The following is a 15,581-nucleotide window of genomic DNA, read 5'->3' on the forward strand; positions in this document are numbered from 1 at the left end:
CCCCGCAAGGGGGTCGTGCCCGCCCCTCCTCATGAGTCGGGGGACTCAGGAAACGCCGAGTTCCTTCGCGTTGGCCTTGAGGTCCTCAAGGCCACCACACATGAAGAACGCCTGCTCAGGGAAGTGGTCGTAGTCGCCGTCGCAGATCGCGTTGAAGGCCACGATCGACTCGTCCAGGGGGACGTCCGAACCGTCGACGCCGGTGAACTGCTTGGCGACGTGCGTGTTCTGCGACAGGAAGCGCTCCACGCGACGGGCGCGGGAGACGACCAGCTTGTCCTCTTCGCCGAGCTCGTCGATGCCGAGAATGGCGATAATGTCCTGGAGGTCCTTGTACTTCTGCAGGATGTTCTTGACCCGCATGGCGGTGTCGTAGTGGTCCTGCGCGATGTACCGCGGGTCCAGGATGCGGGACGTGGAGTCCAGCGGGTCCACGGCCGGGTAGATGCCCTTCTCGGAGATCGGACGGGAGAGCACCGTCGTCGCGTCGAGGTGGGCGAACGTGGTGGCCGGGGCCGGGTCGGTCAGGTCGTCCGCGGGGACGTAGATCGCCTGCATCGAGGTGATCGAGTGACCACGGGTCGAGGTGATGCGCTCCTGGAGGAGACCCATCTCGTCGGCCAGGTTCGGCTGGTAACCCACGGCCGAGGGCATCCGGCCCAGGAGGGTCGAGACCTCGGAGCCGGCCTGCGTGAAGCGGAAGATGTTGTCGATGAAGAACAGCACGTCCTGCTTCTGCACATCGCGGAAGTACTCCGCCATGGTCAGACCGGCGAGGGCCACGCGCAGACGGGTGCCCGGGGGCTCGTCCATCTGGCCGAAGACCAGGGCCGTCTTGTCGATGACGCCCGACTCCGACATCTCCTCGATGAGGTCGTTGCCCTCACGGGTGCGCTCACCGACACCGGCGAACACGGAGACACCGTCGTGGTTGTTGGCGACGCGGTAGATCATCTCCTGGATGAGCACCGTCTTGCCGACACCGGCACCACCGAACAGACCGATCTTTCCACCCTTGACGTACGGGGTGAGAAGGTCGATGACCTTGACGCCGGTCTCGAACATCTCGGTCTTCGACTCGAGCTCGTCGAACTTCGGGGCCTTGCGGTGGATGGACCAGCGCTCGCCCGTGTACTGCTCGTCGACGTTCAGCACCTCACCGAGGGTGTTGAACACCTTGCCCTTGGTGAAGTCGCCGACCGGGACGGTGATGCCGTTGCCGGTGTTGGTCACCGGGGCCTGGCGGACCAGGCCGTCGGTGGGCTGCATGGAGATGGCGCGGACCAGGCCGTCACCGAGGTGCTGGGCGACCTCGAGCGTCAGGATCTTCTTCGCACCGTCCTGCGCCGGGTCGGCGACCTCGACGTGCAGGGCGTTGTAGATCTCCGGCATCGCGTCGACGGGGAACTCCACGTCGACGACCGGGCCGATGACCCGGGCGACGCGGCCCGTGGCAACGGCCGTCTCAACTGTGGTCGTCATTACTTGTCACTCCCCGCGGTCGCGTCGGCCAGCGCGGACGCGCCACCAACGATCTCGCTGATTTCCTGGGTGATTTCGGCCTGGCGGGCCGCGTTGGCAAGCCGGGACAGATTGTTGATCAGGTCTCCGGCGTTGTCGGTCGCCGACTTCATCGCGCGGCGCGTGGCGGCGTGCTTGGAGGCAGCCGACTGGAGCAGCGCGTTGTAGATCCGGCTCTCGACGTAGCGCGGCAGCAGGGCGTCGAGGACGTCCTCCGCCGACGGCTCGAAGTCGTACAGCGGAAGGATCTCGTCCTTCTTCGCCGACTCCTCGGCCCCCGCGGCGGCAGCCGCTGATGTCACCGTTTCGAGGCTGAGCGGCAGCAGGCGGCTGTCCACGGCCGTCTGCGTCATCATCGAGACGAACTCGGTGTAGACGATGTGGAGCTCATCCACGCCGCCCTCCGCCGTGTCCTTCTCGATCGCCTCGATCAGCGGGCCCGCGACCGTCTTGGCGTCCGCGTACTCGGGCTGGTCGGTGAAGCCGCTCCACTGCTTCGCGATCGTGCGCTCGCGGAAGTTGTAGTGGGCGACACCACGGCGGCCGACGATGTACGAGTCGACCTCCTTGCCCTCCGCCTCCAGACGAGCGGTCAGTTGCTCCGCGGCCTTGATGGCGTTGGAGTTGAAGGCGCCGGCCAGACCGCGGTCGCTGGTCAGCAGGAGGACGGCGGCTCGCGTCGCCGTCTCTGCCTCCGTCGTCAGCGGGTGCTTGGTGTTCGAGCCGGTTCCCACCGCCGTGACCGCGCGGGTGAGCTCGGTCGCGTACGGCGTGGAGGCCGCCACCTTGCGCTGCGCCTTGACGACGCGCGAGGCGGCGATCATCTCCATCGCCTTGGTGATCTTCTTGGTCGCCGTGACGGATTTGATGCGACGCTTATAGACCCGGAGCTGGGCTCCCATGAGTCAGGTCCCTTCCGTCGTCACTTGCCGGCAGCGGCAGGAGCGTCCTCGCCGAGAAGCTTCCCGTCCGAGGTCTCGAACTGCTTCTTGAAGTCCGCGATGGCGTCGGCGACGGCCGTGAGGGTGTCGTCCGACATCTTGCCGCCCTCCTTGATGGAGGTCATCAGGCCCTGCTCCTTGCGGTGCAGGTAGTCGAGCAGCTCACGCTCGAAGCGGCGGACGTCGGCGACCGGCACATCGTCCATCTTGCCGGTGGTACCTGCCCACACGGAGACGACCTGGTCCTCGGTCGACATCGGCTGGTACTGCGCCTGCTTCAGCAGCTCGACCATGCGCTGGCCGCGCTCGAGCTGCGCCTTCGACGCGGCGTCCAGGTCGGAACCGAAGGCGGCGAACGCCTCCAGCTCACGGAACTGGGCGAGGTCCACGCGCAGTCGGCCCGAGACCTGCTTCATCGCCTTGTGCTGAGCGGAACCACCGACTCGGGACACGGAGATACCGACGTTCAGCGCGGGGCGCTGACCGGCGTTGAACAGGTCCGACTCCAGGAAGCACTGGCCGTCGGTGATGGAAATGACGTTGGTCGGGATGAACGCCGAGACGTCGTTGGCCTTCGTCTCGACGATCGGCAGACCGGTCATCGAGCCCGCGCCCATCTCGTCGGAGAGCTTGGCGCAGCGCTCCAGGAGGCGGGAGTGCAGGTAGAAGACGTCACCGGGGTAGGCCTCGCGCCCCGGCGGGCGGCGGAGCAGCAGGGACACGGCGCGGTAGGCGTCGGCCTGCTTCGAGAGGTCGTCGAAGATGATGAGGACGTGCTTGCCCTCGTACATCCACTGCTGGCCGATGGCCGAGCCGGTGTACGGCGCCAGGTACTTGAAGCCGGCCGGGTCGGACGCCGGGGCGGCGACGATGGTCGTGTACTCCAGGGCGCCGGCCTCTTCGAGGGCACCACGCACGGAGGCGATGGTCGAGCCCTTCTGGCCGATGGCGACGTAGACGCAGCGAACCTGCTTCTTCGGGTCGCCGGTGCGCCAGTTGTCGCGCTGGTTGATGATCGTGTCGACGGCCAGGGCGGTCTTGCCGGTCTGGCGGTCGCCGATGACCAACTGACGCTGGCCGCGGCCGATCGGGGTCATGGCGTCGACGGCCTTGTAGCCCGTCTCCATCGGCTCGTGCACCGACTTACGGGCCATGACGCCCGGAGCCTGCAGCTCGAGGGCGCGGCGGCCGGACGTCTCGATCTCGCCGAGGCCGTCGATCGGGTTGCCGAGCGGGTCGACGACGCGGCCGAGGTAGCCCTCGCCCACCGCGACCGAGAGGACTTCGCCGGTGCGGTGCACCGACTGGCCCTCCTCGATGCCGCTGAACTCGCCGAGGATGATCGCACCGATCTCGCGCTCTTCCAGGTTCAGCGCGAGACCAAGGGTCCCGTCCTCGAACTTCAGCAGTTCGTTGGCCATGGCCGAGGGCAGGCCCTCGACCTTCGCGATGCCATCGCCGGCCAGGGTGACCGTACCGACCTCCTCGCGCGAGGCCGCGTCCGGCTTGTACGCCTGGACAAAGTTCTCCAGCGCGTCCCGGATCTCCTCCGGCCGGATCGTGAGCTCCGCCATCTGGGTTCCCTGCTCTCCTTGTTGGGCCCGAAGTTTCTTTGGGGGATCTGGGGGCTCCCCCCAGAAACTTTGCATCCTCTGCACGGCCCAACCAGGGCCGTTGTCCTGCATATTGCGTTACTAGCCCGCCATGCGGCGGTGCGCGTCCTCGATGCGGTCCGCGATGGAGCCGTTGATGACCTCGTCGCCCACCTGCACCCTGATCCCGCCGAGGACTTCGGGGTCCACGTCCAGGTTCAGATGCATCTGACGCCCGTAGATCTTCGCGAGCGCCGCACCGAGCCGCTCCTTCTGCTGGTCCGCGAGCGGCACAGCGGAGGTGACGACGGCGACCATGCGCTGTCGGCGGTCCGCCGCCAGCTTGGCGAGGGACTCGAGGCCCGCTTCCAGGCTACGTCCACGGGGCGCGGTCACAAGACGCGTGACCAGACGCTCCGTGGCGGCGTCCGCACGCCCGCCGAGCAGGCTGCGCAGCAGCTCGCTCTTGGCGGTGCCGGACGCGGCACGGTCGGTGAGCGCCGCGCGCAGCCCGGTGTTCGCGGCCACGATCCGGCCGAACCGGAACAGCTCGTCCTCGACGGTGTCCAGCGCGCCCGACTTCTGCGCGGCGGTCAGGTCGGCGAGGTCGGTGAGCTCCTCCAGGGCGTCCACCAGGTCGCGGGACTGCGACCAGCGGGAGCGCACAAGGCCTGCCACCAGGTCCGCGGTCTCGCCGCCGACCTTGCCGCCGAGCAGCCGCCCGGACAGCTCCGCCTTGGCCTCGCCGGGCTGCGCCGGGTCGGTCAGGACCCGTCGCAGCGAGACCTCGCGGTGCAGCAGCGCGGTGACCGCGGCAAGATCGTCGGCCAGCAGCTTGGCGTCGACCGCGGTGTTGTCGGTCAGCGCGTCCAGACGCTCACGGGCGGCGGCGAGCGCCTCGCGGCTGGCTCCGTGCGCCGTCTGCGCCGTCATCGAGTGGCCTCTGCCTTCGCGTCGAGCTCGTCGAGGAAGCGGTCGATCGTGCGGCTCTGGCGGGCGTGCTCCTCAAGGGATTCACCCACCAGCTTGCCGGCCAGTTCGGTGGCCAACTGGCCCACGTCCTGACGCAGCGACTGCGCGGCGGCCTTGCGGTCGGCCTCGATCTGGGCGTGGCCTGCGGCGACGATCTCCTCGCGCTGACGCTGGCCCTCGGCCCGCATCTCGGCGATGAGCTGGGCGCCCTGCTCCTGCGCCTCCTGGCGCAGCCGCGCGGCCTCGTGGCGGGCCTCGGCGAGCTGAGCCTTGTACTGCTCGAGAACGCTCTGGGCCTCGGTCTGAGCGGCGTCGGCCTTCTCGATACCGCCTTCGATCGCCTCCCGGCGCTCTTCCAGAACCTTGTTGATGTTCGGGATGAGCTTCTTCCAGAAGAAGAAGAAAACGATGGCGAAGGCGATGGCGCCGACAAGCAGCTCGGGGCCCGGAGGAATCAGAGGGTTCTGCTTCTCCTCGGCCGCCAGCTGAACCAGGTTGGCGATCACATCAGTGCCTTTCGTCGAAAAAGTGTCGGTGCGCAGTAATTACTGGCCGAACACGAACGGCATGACGATGCCGATGAGGGCGAGCGCCTCACAGAAGGCGAAGCCGAGGATCTGGTTGGCGCGGATCAGACCGGCAGCCTCGGGCTGACGGGCCAGGGCCTGGGTGCCGTTACCGAAGACGATGCCGACACCGATGCCGGGGCCGATCGCGGAGAGGCCGTAGCCGATCGAACCGAGGGAGCCGGAAACACCTGCGGCGAGCTCAACAGCGGACATGCTGTCTCTTCCTTCTCTTTCATGGACCGGTGGGGGTTGGCCACCGGGCGTCTGGGAGTTTGGGGGCGGGCGGTATCAGTGGTGCTCGGCGATGGCGCCCTGGATGTACGTGCAGGCAAGGAGCACGAAGACGTACGCCTGGACGGCCTGCACGAAGAGTTCGAAGCAGATCATGGCCATGGTCATCACGAAGGACACACCGGCGGCCGGGATCATCCAACTGTTCAGGAGGTACCAGGAGGCGACGGTGAACATCACCAGCATCAGGTGCCCGGCGAACATGTTGGCGAACAGTCGCACGGAGTGCGTGAAGGGACGCACGAGCAGGTTCGAGAAGAACTCGATGAACGACACCAGCCACTTGATCGGGCCGAGCGAGTTGTCGTAACCGGTGATGTTCTTCCAGCCGCCCACGAAACCGTGGCGCTTGAAGGTCAGCGGCACCCAGATCAGATACGTGATGACCGCGAGCACGACCGGGTACGCGAAGACCGACGAGACCGGGAACTGCGACAGCGGGACCACGGACCAGATGTTCATGATCCAGATGAAGAAGAACATCGAGACCATGAGGGGGACGTACTTCTCGCCCTCCTTCTTGCCGAGCGTCTCGTAGACGATCCCGCGGCGGACGAAGTCGTAGCCCGCCTCACCGATCATCTGGAGCTTGCCCGGCACGACCTTGGCCTTGCCGAAGGCGGCGTAGAAGAAGGTGATGACGACCATGGTCGTGATCAGGGCGAGCAGCATCACCTTGTTGAACTCGAACCCGCCGACCTCGAAGATCGGCTTGAAGAGGAACGAGTGCAGGCCCGGAGCCGGGAAGCCACAGCCGTTGTCGGAGGAGATCCGACAGCTCCAGTCAAAGGCGAGCTCAGTTTGGTCAGCACTCACCGCGGGCTCCTTCGGCGTGACGCATAGGTACGGCAACCTCGTTGTCGTGTCGGCGCGGCGCGCGGCCGCGGGTCGGCACCGGACTGGTGTTTCGGAAGTGTGAGCGGCGTTCAGGCATCGAGCCTCGCGATGGTGCAGGCGTCAGCTCAGATGCCCGCGCCTGCAGTGCCGCAGTTGGCACCGGACGATAGCAGCATCTCGAACGTGCATTTATCCCGGCCCTACCTCTCACGTCTCCGACCCCGGCTTCTCCGGCTTGTCGCTCTTACGAGAGGAGGACGCGGAGGAAGGTTCGGGTTCAGGTTCGACGTAGAGGATCTTGGCCTTCATGTGCGCGCGAGCCTGCGACGCCATCCAGGCGACGGTGGCGATGACGAGAGCGAGCGCGAAGGACTTCGGGTTGAACGCGTTCGTGTCCTTGAACAGACCCACGAAAATGAGAAGCAGGAGGAGCTGAGCGACATAGAGCATCAGCCCCATCGCCTGGAACAACTGCGGAAGCGATTTTGCCGTCCGCTGCAGGATGAACAGGCCGAGCCCCATGAAAGCGATGACGACCAGCGTGCCGATGACAGCACCGAGGGCTCCCTTGCCGCCCGCGACCACTCCACTCACCACGGCGACGATCGCGCCTACGGCAGCGGTGGGTACGGCGGACTGCAGGAGGTTTCGGGTGTCTTGAGACGGCATGGCGGCAACTCCGCTTACAGACGGGGGCAGGGTGTCGTCATGGACGAGCGTAGACCCGGGCCGAGTGGGGTCCTCGGGCCGAGAGAACCGTCGCACTACGGTCCTTCGGCTCTGTCCCCGGGTCTCGTGAACGGTATCACAAACTATTTGATGAGTCCTTTACCTGACGGGTGTGCTTGCCGTCACACATGAGGGCTAACCCGCGCGTCTGTGCAACTTGACGGTCGACTTGTCTGGTACTGGAGCGTTTTCGGGTCCGCGTCAACGCGAGGATTCGGCCTTGCTCCGGTCCGGGGAGCTCGGGCGGGTGCCGACGGCGGTCGCACCGTTGACGCCCGCTCCCACGGGGTGACGGGATTCCGTTTCCGGCTGAGCGGCCGCTTCCGACTCGTGCGCCGCCGCCTCCGCGAGAGCCGCACGGCGGCGCCGGTAGCGCGGCGGTACGAAGCCCTCCGCCCATCCGGGCGTCCGCGGGGTGAAGCGCGGCAGCAGGAGCAGCGCGAGCCCGACGGCGCTCAGGGCGACGATCAGGAGCAGGATCCACATGTTCGTGGAGTGCACGGAGTACGCGACGGTGCCGAAGGCGATCAGAGCCGACCAGAAGTACATGATCAGCACGGCCCGGCTGTGCGAGTGGCCGACTTCGAGCAGCCGGTGGTGCAGATGGCCGCGGTCGGCGGCGAACGGCGACTGGCCCTTCCAGGTGCGGCGCACGATGGCGAGCACCAGGTCGGCGAACGGGATCGCGATGATCGTCAGCGGCATCAGCAGCGGGATGAAGACGGGAAGCATCGCGTGTGTCGCGTCGCGGGTGCCGCCGAGGTTCAGCTTCATCGCGTCCGGGTCGACCTGCCCGGTGATGGAGATGGCGCCGGCGGCGAGCACCAGGCCGATGAGCATCGACCCCGAGTCGCCCATGAAGATCCGGGCCGGATGCATGTTGTGCGGCAGGAAGCCCAGGCACATGCCCATCAGGATGGCGGCGAAGAGGGTGGCGGGGGCCGCGGCCTCGATCCCGTACCCGTACCAGATCCGGTACGCGTACATGAAGAACGCCGCGGCGGCGATGCACACCATGCCCGCCGCGAGGCCGTCGAGGCCGTCGACGAAGTTGACCGCGTTGATGGTGATGACCACCAGGGCGACGGTGAGCAGCGTGCCCTGCCACTGGGTCAGGGACACCGTCCCCGCGCCCGGGATGGGCAGCCACAGGATCGTCAGACCCTGCATGACCATCACGCCCGCGGCGATCATCTGGCCGCCGAGCTTGATCAGCGCGTCGATCTCGAACTTGTCGTCGAGGACGCCGATGAGCCAGATCAGCGCGGCGCCGGAGAGCAGCGCGCGCGGCTCGTTCGACTTCGTGAAGACCTCGTTGAGGTTCGGCAGGTGGTCGGCGACCAGGAGCCCCGCGCACAGGCCGAAGAACATCGCGATTCCGCCGAGCCGGGGTGTCGGTTCCCGGTGCACGTCGCGCGCGCGGATCTCCGGCATGGCGCCGGCCACGATCGCGAACTTCCGCACCGGGCCGGTCAGCAGGTAGGTCACCGCGGCCGTGATGCAGAGCGTCAGCAGATATTCACGCACGGGCTTCCCCACAGGTATCGCTGGCCATCTCAGCACCACACCCTAGCTTCGCGTGCATAAGCTTGGGGACGTCCGGGTAGCGGGGATCGTTGCACAGGTGCGCTACGACGTCGCCGTGCCCGGTGTCCCCGCTGTCGGATACGGCGGAAACCGGCCCGCCAGTTCCCGTACCGCGTCCCTGACTTTGTCCTCCTCACGGACGGCCCCCGCGAACAGTGCGGCGATCCGCGCCATTTCACCCTCCCGCATGCCCTGGGTGGTGACGGCCGCCGTCCCGAACCTGAGTCCGCGGCCGTCGGCGCCCGGCAGCGCGCAGGTGTCGAGGACCAGACCCGCCGCGGCGAGGCGGCCACGGGCGGCATGGGCCGGTACGCCGTGCGGGGCGGGGTCGGCGAGGATCAGATGGGTGTCGGTGCCGCCGGTGCTCAGACCGAAGCCCTCACCGGCGAGCGCCTCCGCCAACACCCTTGCGTTCGCAACGACTTGACGCGCGTACGCGGTGAACGCGGGCGTCGCCGCCTCGCCGAAGGCCACCGCCTTGGCGGCGATCGTGTGCATCTGGGCGCCGCCCTGCGTGAACGGGAAGACCGCCCGGTCCACCCGCTCCGCGAGTTCGCCGCGGCACAGGAGCATGCCGCCGCGGGGGCCGCGCAGGACCTTGTGGGTGGTGGCGCACACGATGTCCGCGTACGGCACGGGGCTGGGCGCGGCGCCGCCCGCGACCAGGCCCATGGGGTGGGCGGCGTCCGCGATGAGATAGGCCCCCACGTCGTCCGCGACGGCCCGGAACGCCGCGTAGTCGATGTGGCGGGGGTAGGCGATGGAGCCGCACACGATCGCCTTCGGGCGGTGCGCCCGGGCCAGGGCCGCCACCTGGTCGTAGTCGATCAGGCCGCTCTCCGGGTCGAGGCCGTACCCCACGAAGTCGAACCAGCGGCCGGAGAAGTTCGCGGGCGAGCCGTGCGTGAGATGGCCGCCGTAGGGCAGGCCCATGGCCAGAACCGTGTCCCCGGGGCGCAGCAGGGCCGCGTAGGCCGCCAGGACGGCGGCGGAGCCCGAGTGGGGCTGCACGTTCGCGTGGTCGGCGCCGAAGAGGGCCTTGGCGCGGTCCGTGGCGATGCGCTCCGCCACGTCCACGAACTCGCAGCCGCCGTGGTGGCGGGCCCCCGGGTAGCCCTCGGCGTACTTGTTCGCCAGCGGGGAGCCCAGGGCCGTCAGGACGGCCTGGGACGTGAAGTTCTCCGCGGCGATCAGTTGCAGGCTTGCCGACTGGCGGTCGAGCTCGCCGAGGAGTACGTCGGTGAGCTCGGGGTCCTGGCGGCGCAGCGCGGCGTACGCCGCCGGGTCGGCGGCGCGCCCAGCCTCTGCCGTCGTCATCCTCCCAATGTAGGCCGGGGGCCGGTTTGCTGCCCGGCGGGCGCTCCTGGGGCTCCGCCCCAGACCCCGCTCCTCAAACGCCGGAGGGGCTATGAATAGCCCGTCCGGCGTTTGAGGACGAGGCGCGGAGCGCCGATTGAGGGCTGGGGTCCAAGGCGCGCAGGACTACGCCCGGGCCGCCGGCACCCCCGTCAAGGCCGTCACCACCGGCTCGAGGGCCTGCTGGATCTCGCCGCCGACGGAGCGGAAGAAGGGCAGCGGCGCCCCGTAGGGGTCGTACACCTCGTCGGCCTCCGCGCTGGGGGCGAGCAGCCACCCGCGCAACGCGGCGGCGGCCCGCACCAGGGCGCGGGCCCGCTCGACGACCCCGTCGGCCCCCTCGGGGTCGGGCAGGGTGGCCGGGTCTATGGCCCGGACGAGACGGGTGAACTCCTTCAGGGTGAAGGTGCGGAGCCCGGCGGAGTGCCCCATGGAGATGACCTGCGCCCGGTGGTCCCGCGTCGCGGTCAGGACGAGGTCGGCCCGGATGACGTGGTCGTCGAGGAGCTCACGGCCGACGAAGCCGGAGGCGTCCGCGCCGAAGTCGGCGAGCACGGTCTCGGCGTTGGTCTCCATGGGGGCACCCTCGTGCCCCCAGGTGCCCGCGCTCTCCACGATGAGCCCACCGGTGAGCGGATCGCCGAGCCGGTCGGCGAGGGCGTGCCGGGTCAGCCGCTCGGTGATCGGCGAGCGGCAGACGTTGCCGGTGCTGACGTGGAGGATGCGGAAGCCGCCGGGGGTACCGGCGCTTCCCGGGGCACCGAAGACCACAGAGGGCTCGGTGCGGCCCGCTATGCCACGCCCCGTCTCAGGGGCCCTCAATTGGCCACCTCGAGGTCGGGTACCACCTTGCGGAGCTCGTCGGCGTCGAGCGCGCCGGCGCGGAGCAGCACGGGGACCTTGCCGGTCACGTCCACGATCGAGGAGGGCACGATGCCGGGCGTGGGACCGCCGTCCAGGTACACGGAGACCGAGTCGCCGAGCATCTCCTGGGCGGCGTCGCAGTCCTCGGGCGCCGGGTGCCCGGTGAGGTTGGCGGAGGACACGGCCATCGGCCCGAACTCGGTGAGGAGCTCGATGGCGACCGGGTGCAGCGGCATCCGGATGGCGACCGTGCCCCGGGTGTCGCCGAGGTCCCACTGGAGCGAGGGCTGCTGCCGGGCGACCAGCGTGAGGGCGCCGGGCCAGAAGGCGTCCACGAGCTCCCAGGCGGACTCGGAGAAGTCCGTGACGAGGCCGTGCAGCGTGTTCGGGGAGCCGATGAGGACGGGCGTCGGCATGGACCGGCCGCGGCCCTTGGCGTCGAGCAGGTCGGCGACCGCCTCCGGGCTGAACGCGTCGGCGCCGATCCCGTACACGGTGTCGGTGGGCAGCACGACCAGTTCGCCACGGCGGACGGCGGACGCGGCCTCGCGCAGACCGGTCGTACGGTCGGTCGCGTCGTTGGTGTCGTATCGCCGTGCCATCTAGCGGGCCTCCTCGTACACGTACGTCTCGTCGGCGTACATCACGTACATCGTCGTCTTCGTCGCCGCCGTCATCACGGCAGCGCCTTGCGGGCGGTCGCGAACCGCGGCCGGTTGTTCAGGTCCGGGTGGTCGGCGGCGTCCGCCCAGCCCCGCTCCTCCGTGAAGATCCACGGCACCAGGCCGCCCTGGGTGTCCGCGTGCTCCACCACCACGACACCGCCGGGCCGCAGCAGCCGGTGCGCGGTGCGCTCGATGCCGCGGATCAGGTCGAGGCCGTCCTCGCCGGAGAACAGGGCGAGTTCGGGATCGTAGTCGCGGGCCTCCGGCGCAACGTACTCCCATTCCGTCAACGGGATGTACGGGGGGTTGGAGATGACGAGGTCGACCTGGCCGTCGAGGTCGGGGAACGCGTCGCGTGCGTCGCCCTGGCGCAGGTCGACCCGGGACCCCTCGACGTTCTTACGGGTCCACTTCATGGCGTCCGCGGACAGCTCCACGGCGTGCACGCGCGAGCGCGGCACCTCCTGGGCCATGGCGAGCGCGATGGCGCCCGAACCGGTGCACAGGTCGACGATCAGCGGCTCGACGACGTCCATCGCACGGACCGCGTCTATGGCCCAGCCGACGACCGACTCGGTCTCCGGCCGCGGGACGAAGACGCCGGGGCCGACCTGGAGCTCCAGATAGCGGAAGAAGGCACGGCCCGTGATGTGCTGGAGCGGCTCGCGCGCCTCGCGGCGCGCGATCGTCTCCCAGTAGCGGGCGTCGAAGTCCGTGTCCTTGACGGAGTGCAGCTCGCCCCGCTTCACGCCGTGCACGAAGGCGGCGAGTTCCTCCGCGTCGTTGCGCGGCGAGGGTACGCCGGCGTCGGCAAGCCGCTGGGTGGCCTGGGCCACTTCCGCGAGCAGCAGGTTCACGCTGTCCTCCGGGGCGTGGTACGGGACAAGGGCAGGGGCTCAGGCGGCGGCGAGCTTCGCCGCGGAGTCCGCGTCGACGCAGGCCTGGATGACCGCGTCGAGATCACCGTCGAGCACCTGGTCCAAGTTGTACGCCTTGAAGCCGACGCGGTGGTCGGAGATGCGGTTCTCCGGGAAGTTGTACGTACGGATCTTCTCGGAGCGGTCCACGGTGCGGACCTGGCTGCGCCGGGCGTCCGCCGCCTCCTTCTCCGCCTCCTCCTGCGCCGCGGCGAGCAGCCTGGAGCGCAGGATACGCATCGCCTGCTCCTTGTTCTGAAGCTGGCTCTTCTCGTTCTGGCAGGAGGCGACGACTCCGGTGGGGACGTGCGTGATGCGGACGGCGGAGTCCGTGGTGTTGACGGACTGCCCGCCGGGTCCCGAGGAGCGGTAGACGTCGATCCGCAGGTCGTTCGGGTTGATCTCGACGTCGATCTCCTCGGCCTCCGGCGTCACCAGGACACCGGCCGCGGAGGTGTGGATGCGGCCCTGGGACTCGGTGGCCGGAACCCGCTGCACACGGTGCACGCCGCCCTCGTACTTCAGGCGCGCCCAGACGCCCTGGCCGGGCTCGGTGGCGCCCTGGCCGCCCTTGGTCTTCACGGCGACCTGGACGTCCTTGTAGCCGCCGAGCTCGGACTCGGTGGCGTCGATGATCTCCGTCTTCCAGCCGACGCGCTCGGCGTAGCGCAGGTACATGCGCAGCAGGTCGCCTGCGAACAGCGCGGACTCGTCGCCGCCCGCACCGGCCTTGACCTCCAGGATGACGTCCTTGTCGTCGTTCGGGTCACGCGGCACGAGGAGCAACCGCAGCTTCTCGGTGATCTCGTCGCGCTGCTTGTCGAGCTCCTTGACCTCGGCGGCGAAGTCGGGATCGTCCACGGCGAACTCACGCGCGGTCTCGATGTCGTCGCCCAGGCGCTTGTAGGTGCGGTACGTGGAGACGATCGGCGTCAGCTCGGCATAGCGCTTGTTGAGCTTGCGCGCGTTGGCCTGATCGGCGTGGACCGAAGGGTCGGAGAGCTTCTTCTCCAGGTCGGCGTGCTCGCCGATCAGTTCCTCGACCGCCTCGAACATCGGGGGCTCCTGTGTGTCTTCGTGAAGGGGCTGCGGGACGGCAAACGCCGGTCCCGGCCGCCCGGTGCGGGGCGGCCGGAGACCGGCGCAGGTGGCTCGCTACTTCGCGGCGGAGCCGGCAGCCTTGCCGAAGCGGGCCTCGAAGCGGGCCACACGGCCACCGGTGTCGAGGATCTTCTGCTTGCCCGTGTAGAACGGGTGGCACTCGGAGCAGACCTCGGCGCGGATGCCGCCGCCGGTGATCGTGCTGCGGGTGGTGAACGACGCGCCACAGGTGCAGCTAACCTGCGTCTCGACGTACTCGGGGTGGATGTCGCGCTTCAAGGTGTCTCCTAGTTTCGGGAGGGCACCGGGTCGCAGGCGCGGGATGCGGATGCGTGAACCGGGGCCGACGTACCAGTCTGCCAGGACTGGCCGCATCTACCCAAACCGGGGTGGGCCCGGAAGTATTCCCGGCCCGGCCCGGAGCGGGTCGGTCGCTGCTGGCGAGCAGGTCAGTCACTGCTGGCGAGCAGGTCAGTCGCTGGTGACGACCTCGCCCGCGTCGCCCTTGTCGCCCGCCGACTTGTCCGTGGCGGACTTCGGGATGGGCCTGTCCTCGCGGAGGGCGTCCCATACCTGCCGGTCGGCCTTCTCCAGGGGCAGCACGCGGTTGATGTCGGCCGGGTCGTACTGGACGGGCAGCGTGACCATCTTCATGTCACCGGAGCCGATGCCCTTGAGGCCGCCCGCGAAGCCGTACAGGTCCTTGACCGAGTCCAGGTCGGAGTCGGTGGTGATGGCACTGGTCGCGGAGTCGGCGAGGTTGTACAGCTTCTTCGGGTTGCCGAAGAGGTTGATGTCCTTGACCTGGTCCATGAGGGCCTTGATGAAGGCCTGCTGGAGCTGGATGCGGCCGAGGTCGCTGCCGTCCCCCACGCCGTGCCGGGTGCGGACCAGGCCGAGGGCCTGCTCACCGGATAGCTGATGGGTGCCGGCCTCCAGGTCGAGGTGGCTGTCCTTGTCGTGGATGGCCTTCTTGGAGGTGATCTCCACACCGCCGAGGGTGTCGATGAGCTTCTTGAAGCCCGTGAAGTCGACTTCCACGTAGTGGTCCATGCGGATGCCGGACATCTTCTCGACGGTCTTCACGGCACAGGCCGGGCCGCCCACCTCGTACGCCGTGTTGAACATCTGGCGCTGTCCGCCCCGGTCGGTGCCGCCGTCCTTGGCGGGGCACTCGGGCCGGGTGATGAGGGTGTCGCGGGGTATGGAGACCACGCTGGCCTTCTTGTGGCCCTTGTACACGTGCACGATCATCGCCGTGTCCGAGCGGGCGGCACCCTCGTCCTTGCCGTACTTGGCGTTCTTGCCGGAGCGGGAGTCGGAGCCGAGGACGAGGATGTCCTGGGAGCCGTTGTCGACGTTCGCCGGGCGGTCCGTGCCGAGGGCGGCGTTGATGTCGACGCCCTTGATGTTGCCGTTGAGCTTGAAATAGACGTAACCGAGGCCGGTGCCCCCCAGGACGGCCACACCCGCCGCGGTCCAGGCCGTGATGACGAGCGCCTTCTTGCCCTTGCTGCGCGGCTTGCGACGGCGGCCGCGCTTGCCGCGCTTCGGCGCGTCGGCGGCCCTGCTCTCGTCCGTCATGCGCTCCTCAGTCCTCGTCGCTCGGGTACCCCCTGCTTTCAGGGTCAGGCGTGGC

General features: G+C 68.7%; 16 protein-coding genes. All 16 read right to left on the reverse strand.

Features of this window, described 5'->3' with window-relative positions:
* Positions 1–45: 45 nt before the first annotated feature.
* A complete protein-coding gene (atpD, locus tag IG78_RS0126210) occupies positions 46–1,482 on the reverse strand; it encodes a F0F1 ATP synthase subunit beta (RefSeq protein ID WP_030567399.1) in 1,437 nt (478 codons plus the stop codon).
* Positions 1,482–2,423 carry a F0F1 ATP synthase subunit gamma gene (locus IG78_RS0126215; protein WP_030567401.1) on the reverse strand — a complete coding sequence of 314 codons (942 nt, stop codon included), beginning with the start codon at positions 2,421–2,423 and terminating at the stop codon, positions 1,482–1,484. Before IG78_RS0126215 ends, atpD begins: the two co-directional genes overlap by 1 nt.
* A 20-nt stretch (positions 2,424–2,443) precedes the next feature.
* The gene (gene atpA, locus IG78_RS0126220) at positions 2,444–4,036 is read right to left on the reverse strand and encodes a F0F1 ATP synthase subunit alpha (RefSeq protein ID WP_030567403.1); all 1,593 of its coding nucleotides are present in this window, start codon (positions 4,034–4,036) and stop codon (positions 2,444–2,446) included.
* A 120-nt stretch (positions 4,037–4,156) separates the two neighbouring features.
* Complete coding sequence (locus tag IG78_RS0126225; protein WP_030567404.1) at positions 4,157–4,987, reverse strand: F0F1 ATP synthase subunit delta; 831 nt, start codon at positions 4,985–4,987, stop codon at positions 4,157–4,159.
* A complete protein-coding gene (locus IG78_RS0126230) occupies positions 4,984–5,532 on the reverse strand; it encodes a F0F1 ATP synthase subunit B (protein WP_030567406.1) in 549 nt (182 codons plus the stop codon). The genes IG78_RS0126225 and IG78_RS0126230 overlap by 4 nt, the downstream gene beginning before the upstream one ends.
* Before the next feature lie 39 nt (positions 5,533–5,571).
* Positions 5,572–5,808, reverse strand: coding sequence for an ATP synthase subunit c family protein (locus tag IG78_RS0126235; RefSeq protein ID WP_030567408.1), 237 nt, complete (start codon positions 5,806–5,808; stop codon positions 5,572–5,574).
* 75 nt (positions 5,809–5,883) lie between these two features.
* Positions 5,884–6,702 carry a F0F1 ATP synthase subunit A gene (gene atpB / locus IG78_RS0126240; RefSeq protein ID WP_030567410.1) on the reverse strand — a complete coding sequence of 273 codons (819 nt, stop codon included), beginning with the start codon at positions 6,700–6,702 and terminating at the stop codon, positions 5,884–5,886.
* Positions 6,703–6,930: 228 nt separating this feature from the next.
* Positions 6,931–7,392 (reverse strand): Cg1360 family ATP-synthase-associated protein, encoded by a 462-nt coding sequence (locus IG78_RS0126245; protein ID WP_030567412.1) that lies wholly within the window; start codon positions 7,390–7,392, stop codon positions 6,931–6,933.
* A 261-nt stretch (positions 7,393–7,653) separates the two neighbouring features.
* Positions 7,654–8,979 (reverse strand): MraY family glycosyltransferase, encoded by a 1,326-nt coding sequence (locus tag IG78_RS0126250; protein WP_030567414.1) that lies wholly within the window; start codon positions 8,977–8,979, stop codon positions 7,654–7,656.
* Positions 8,980–9,081: 102 nt separating this feature from the next.
* Positions 9,082–10,356: a serine hydroxymethyltransferase gene (locus IG78_RS0126255; protein ID WP_030567416.1), complete on the reverse strand. Its 1,275-nt coding sequence runs from the start codon at positions 10,354–10,356 to the stop codon at positions 9,082–9,084.
* A 165-nt stretch (positions 10,357–10,521) separates the two neighbouring features.
* On the reverse strand, positions 10,522–11,217 hold the full coding sequence (locus tag IG78_RS0126260) for an arsenate reductase/protein-tyrosine-phosphatase family protein (RefSeq protein WP_030567418.1): 696 nt from the start codon (positions 11,215–11,217) through the stop codon (positions 10,522–10,524).
* Positions 11,214–11,861, reverse strand: coding sequence for an L-threonylcarbamoyladenylate synthase (locus IG78_RS0126265; RefSeq protein WP_030567420.1), 648 nt, complete (start codon positions 11,859–11,861; stop codon positions 11,214–11,216). Before IG78_RS0126265 ends, IG78_RS0126260 begins: the two co-directional genes overlap by 4 nt.
* A 74-nt stretch (positions 11,862–11,935) precedes the next feature.
* Complete coding sequence (gene prmC, locus IG78_RS0126270; protein ID WP_030567422.1) at positions 11,936–12,781, reverse strand: peptide chain release factor N(5)-glutamine methyltransferase; 846 nt, start codon at positions 12,779–12,781, stop codon at positions 11,936–11,938.
* A gap of 39 nt (positions 12,782–12,820) precedes the next feature.
* Positions 12,821–13,897, reverse strand: a complete 1,077-nt coding sequence (gene prfA, locus IG78_RS0126275) for a peptide chain release factor 1 (RefSeq protein ID WP_030567424.1) — start codon at positions 13,895–13,897, stop codon at positions 12,821–12,823.
* A gap of 99 nt (positions 13,898–13,996) precedes the next feature.
* Positions 13,997–14,221 carry a 50S ribosomal protein L31 gene (gene rpmE, locus IG78_RS0126280; protein WP_030567426.1) on the reverse strand — a complete coding sequence of 75 codons (225 nt, stop codon included), beginning with the start codon at positions 14,219–14,221 and terminating at the stop codon, positions 13,997–13,999.
* 192 nt (positions 14,222–14,413) lie between these two features.
* Positions 14,414–15,526, reverse strand: coding sequence for an LCP family protein (locus IG78_RS0126285; protein ID WP_030567428.1), 1,113 nt, complete (start codon positions 15,524–15,526; stop codon positions 14,414–14,416).
* Positions 15,527–15,581 lie beyond the last annotated feature (55 nt).

It is taken from the genome of Streptomyces aureocirculatus, from assembly GCF_000720475.1.
Classification (GTDB): domain Bacteria; phylum Actinomycetota; class Actinomycetes; order Streptomycetales; family Streptomycetaceae; genus Streptomyces; species Streptomyces aureocirculatus.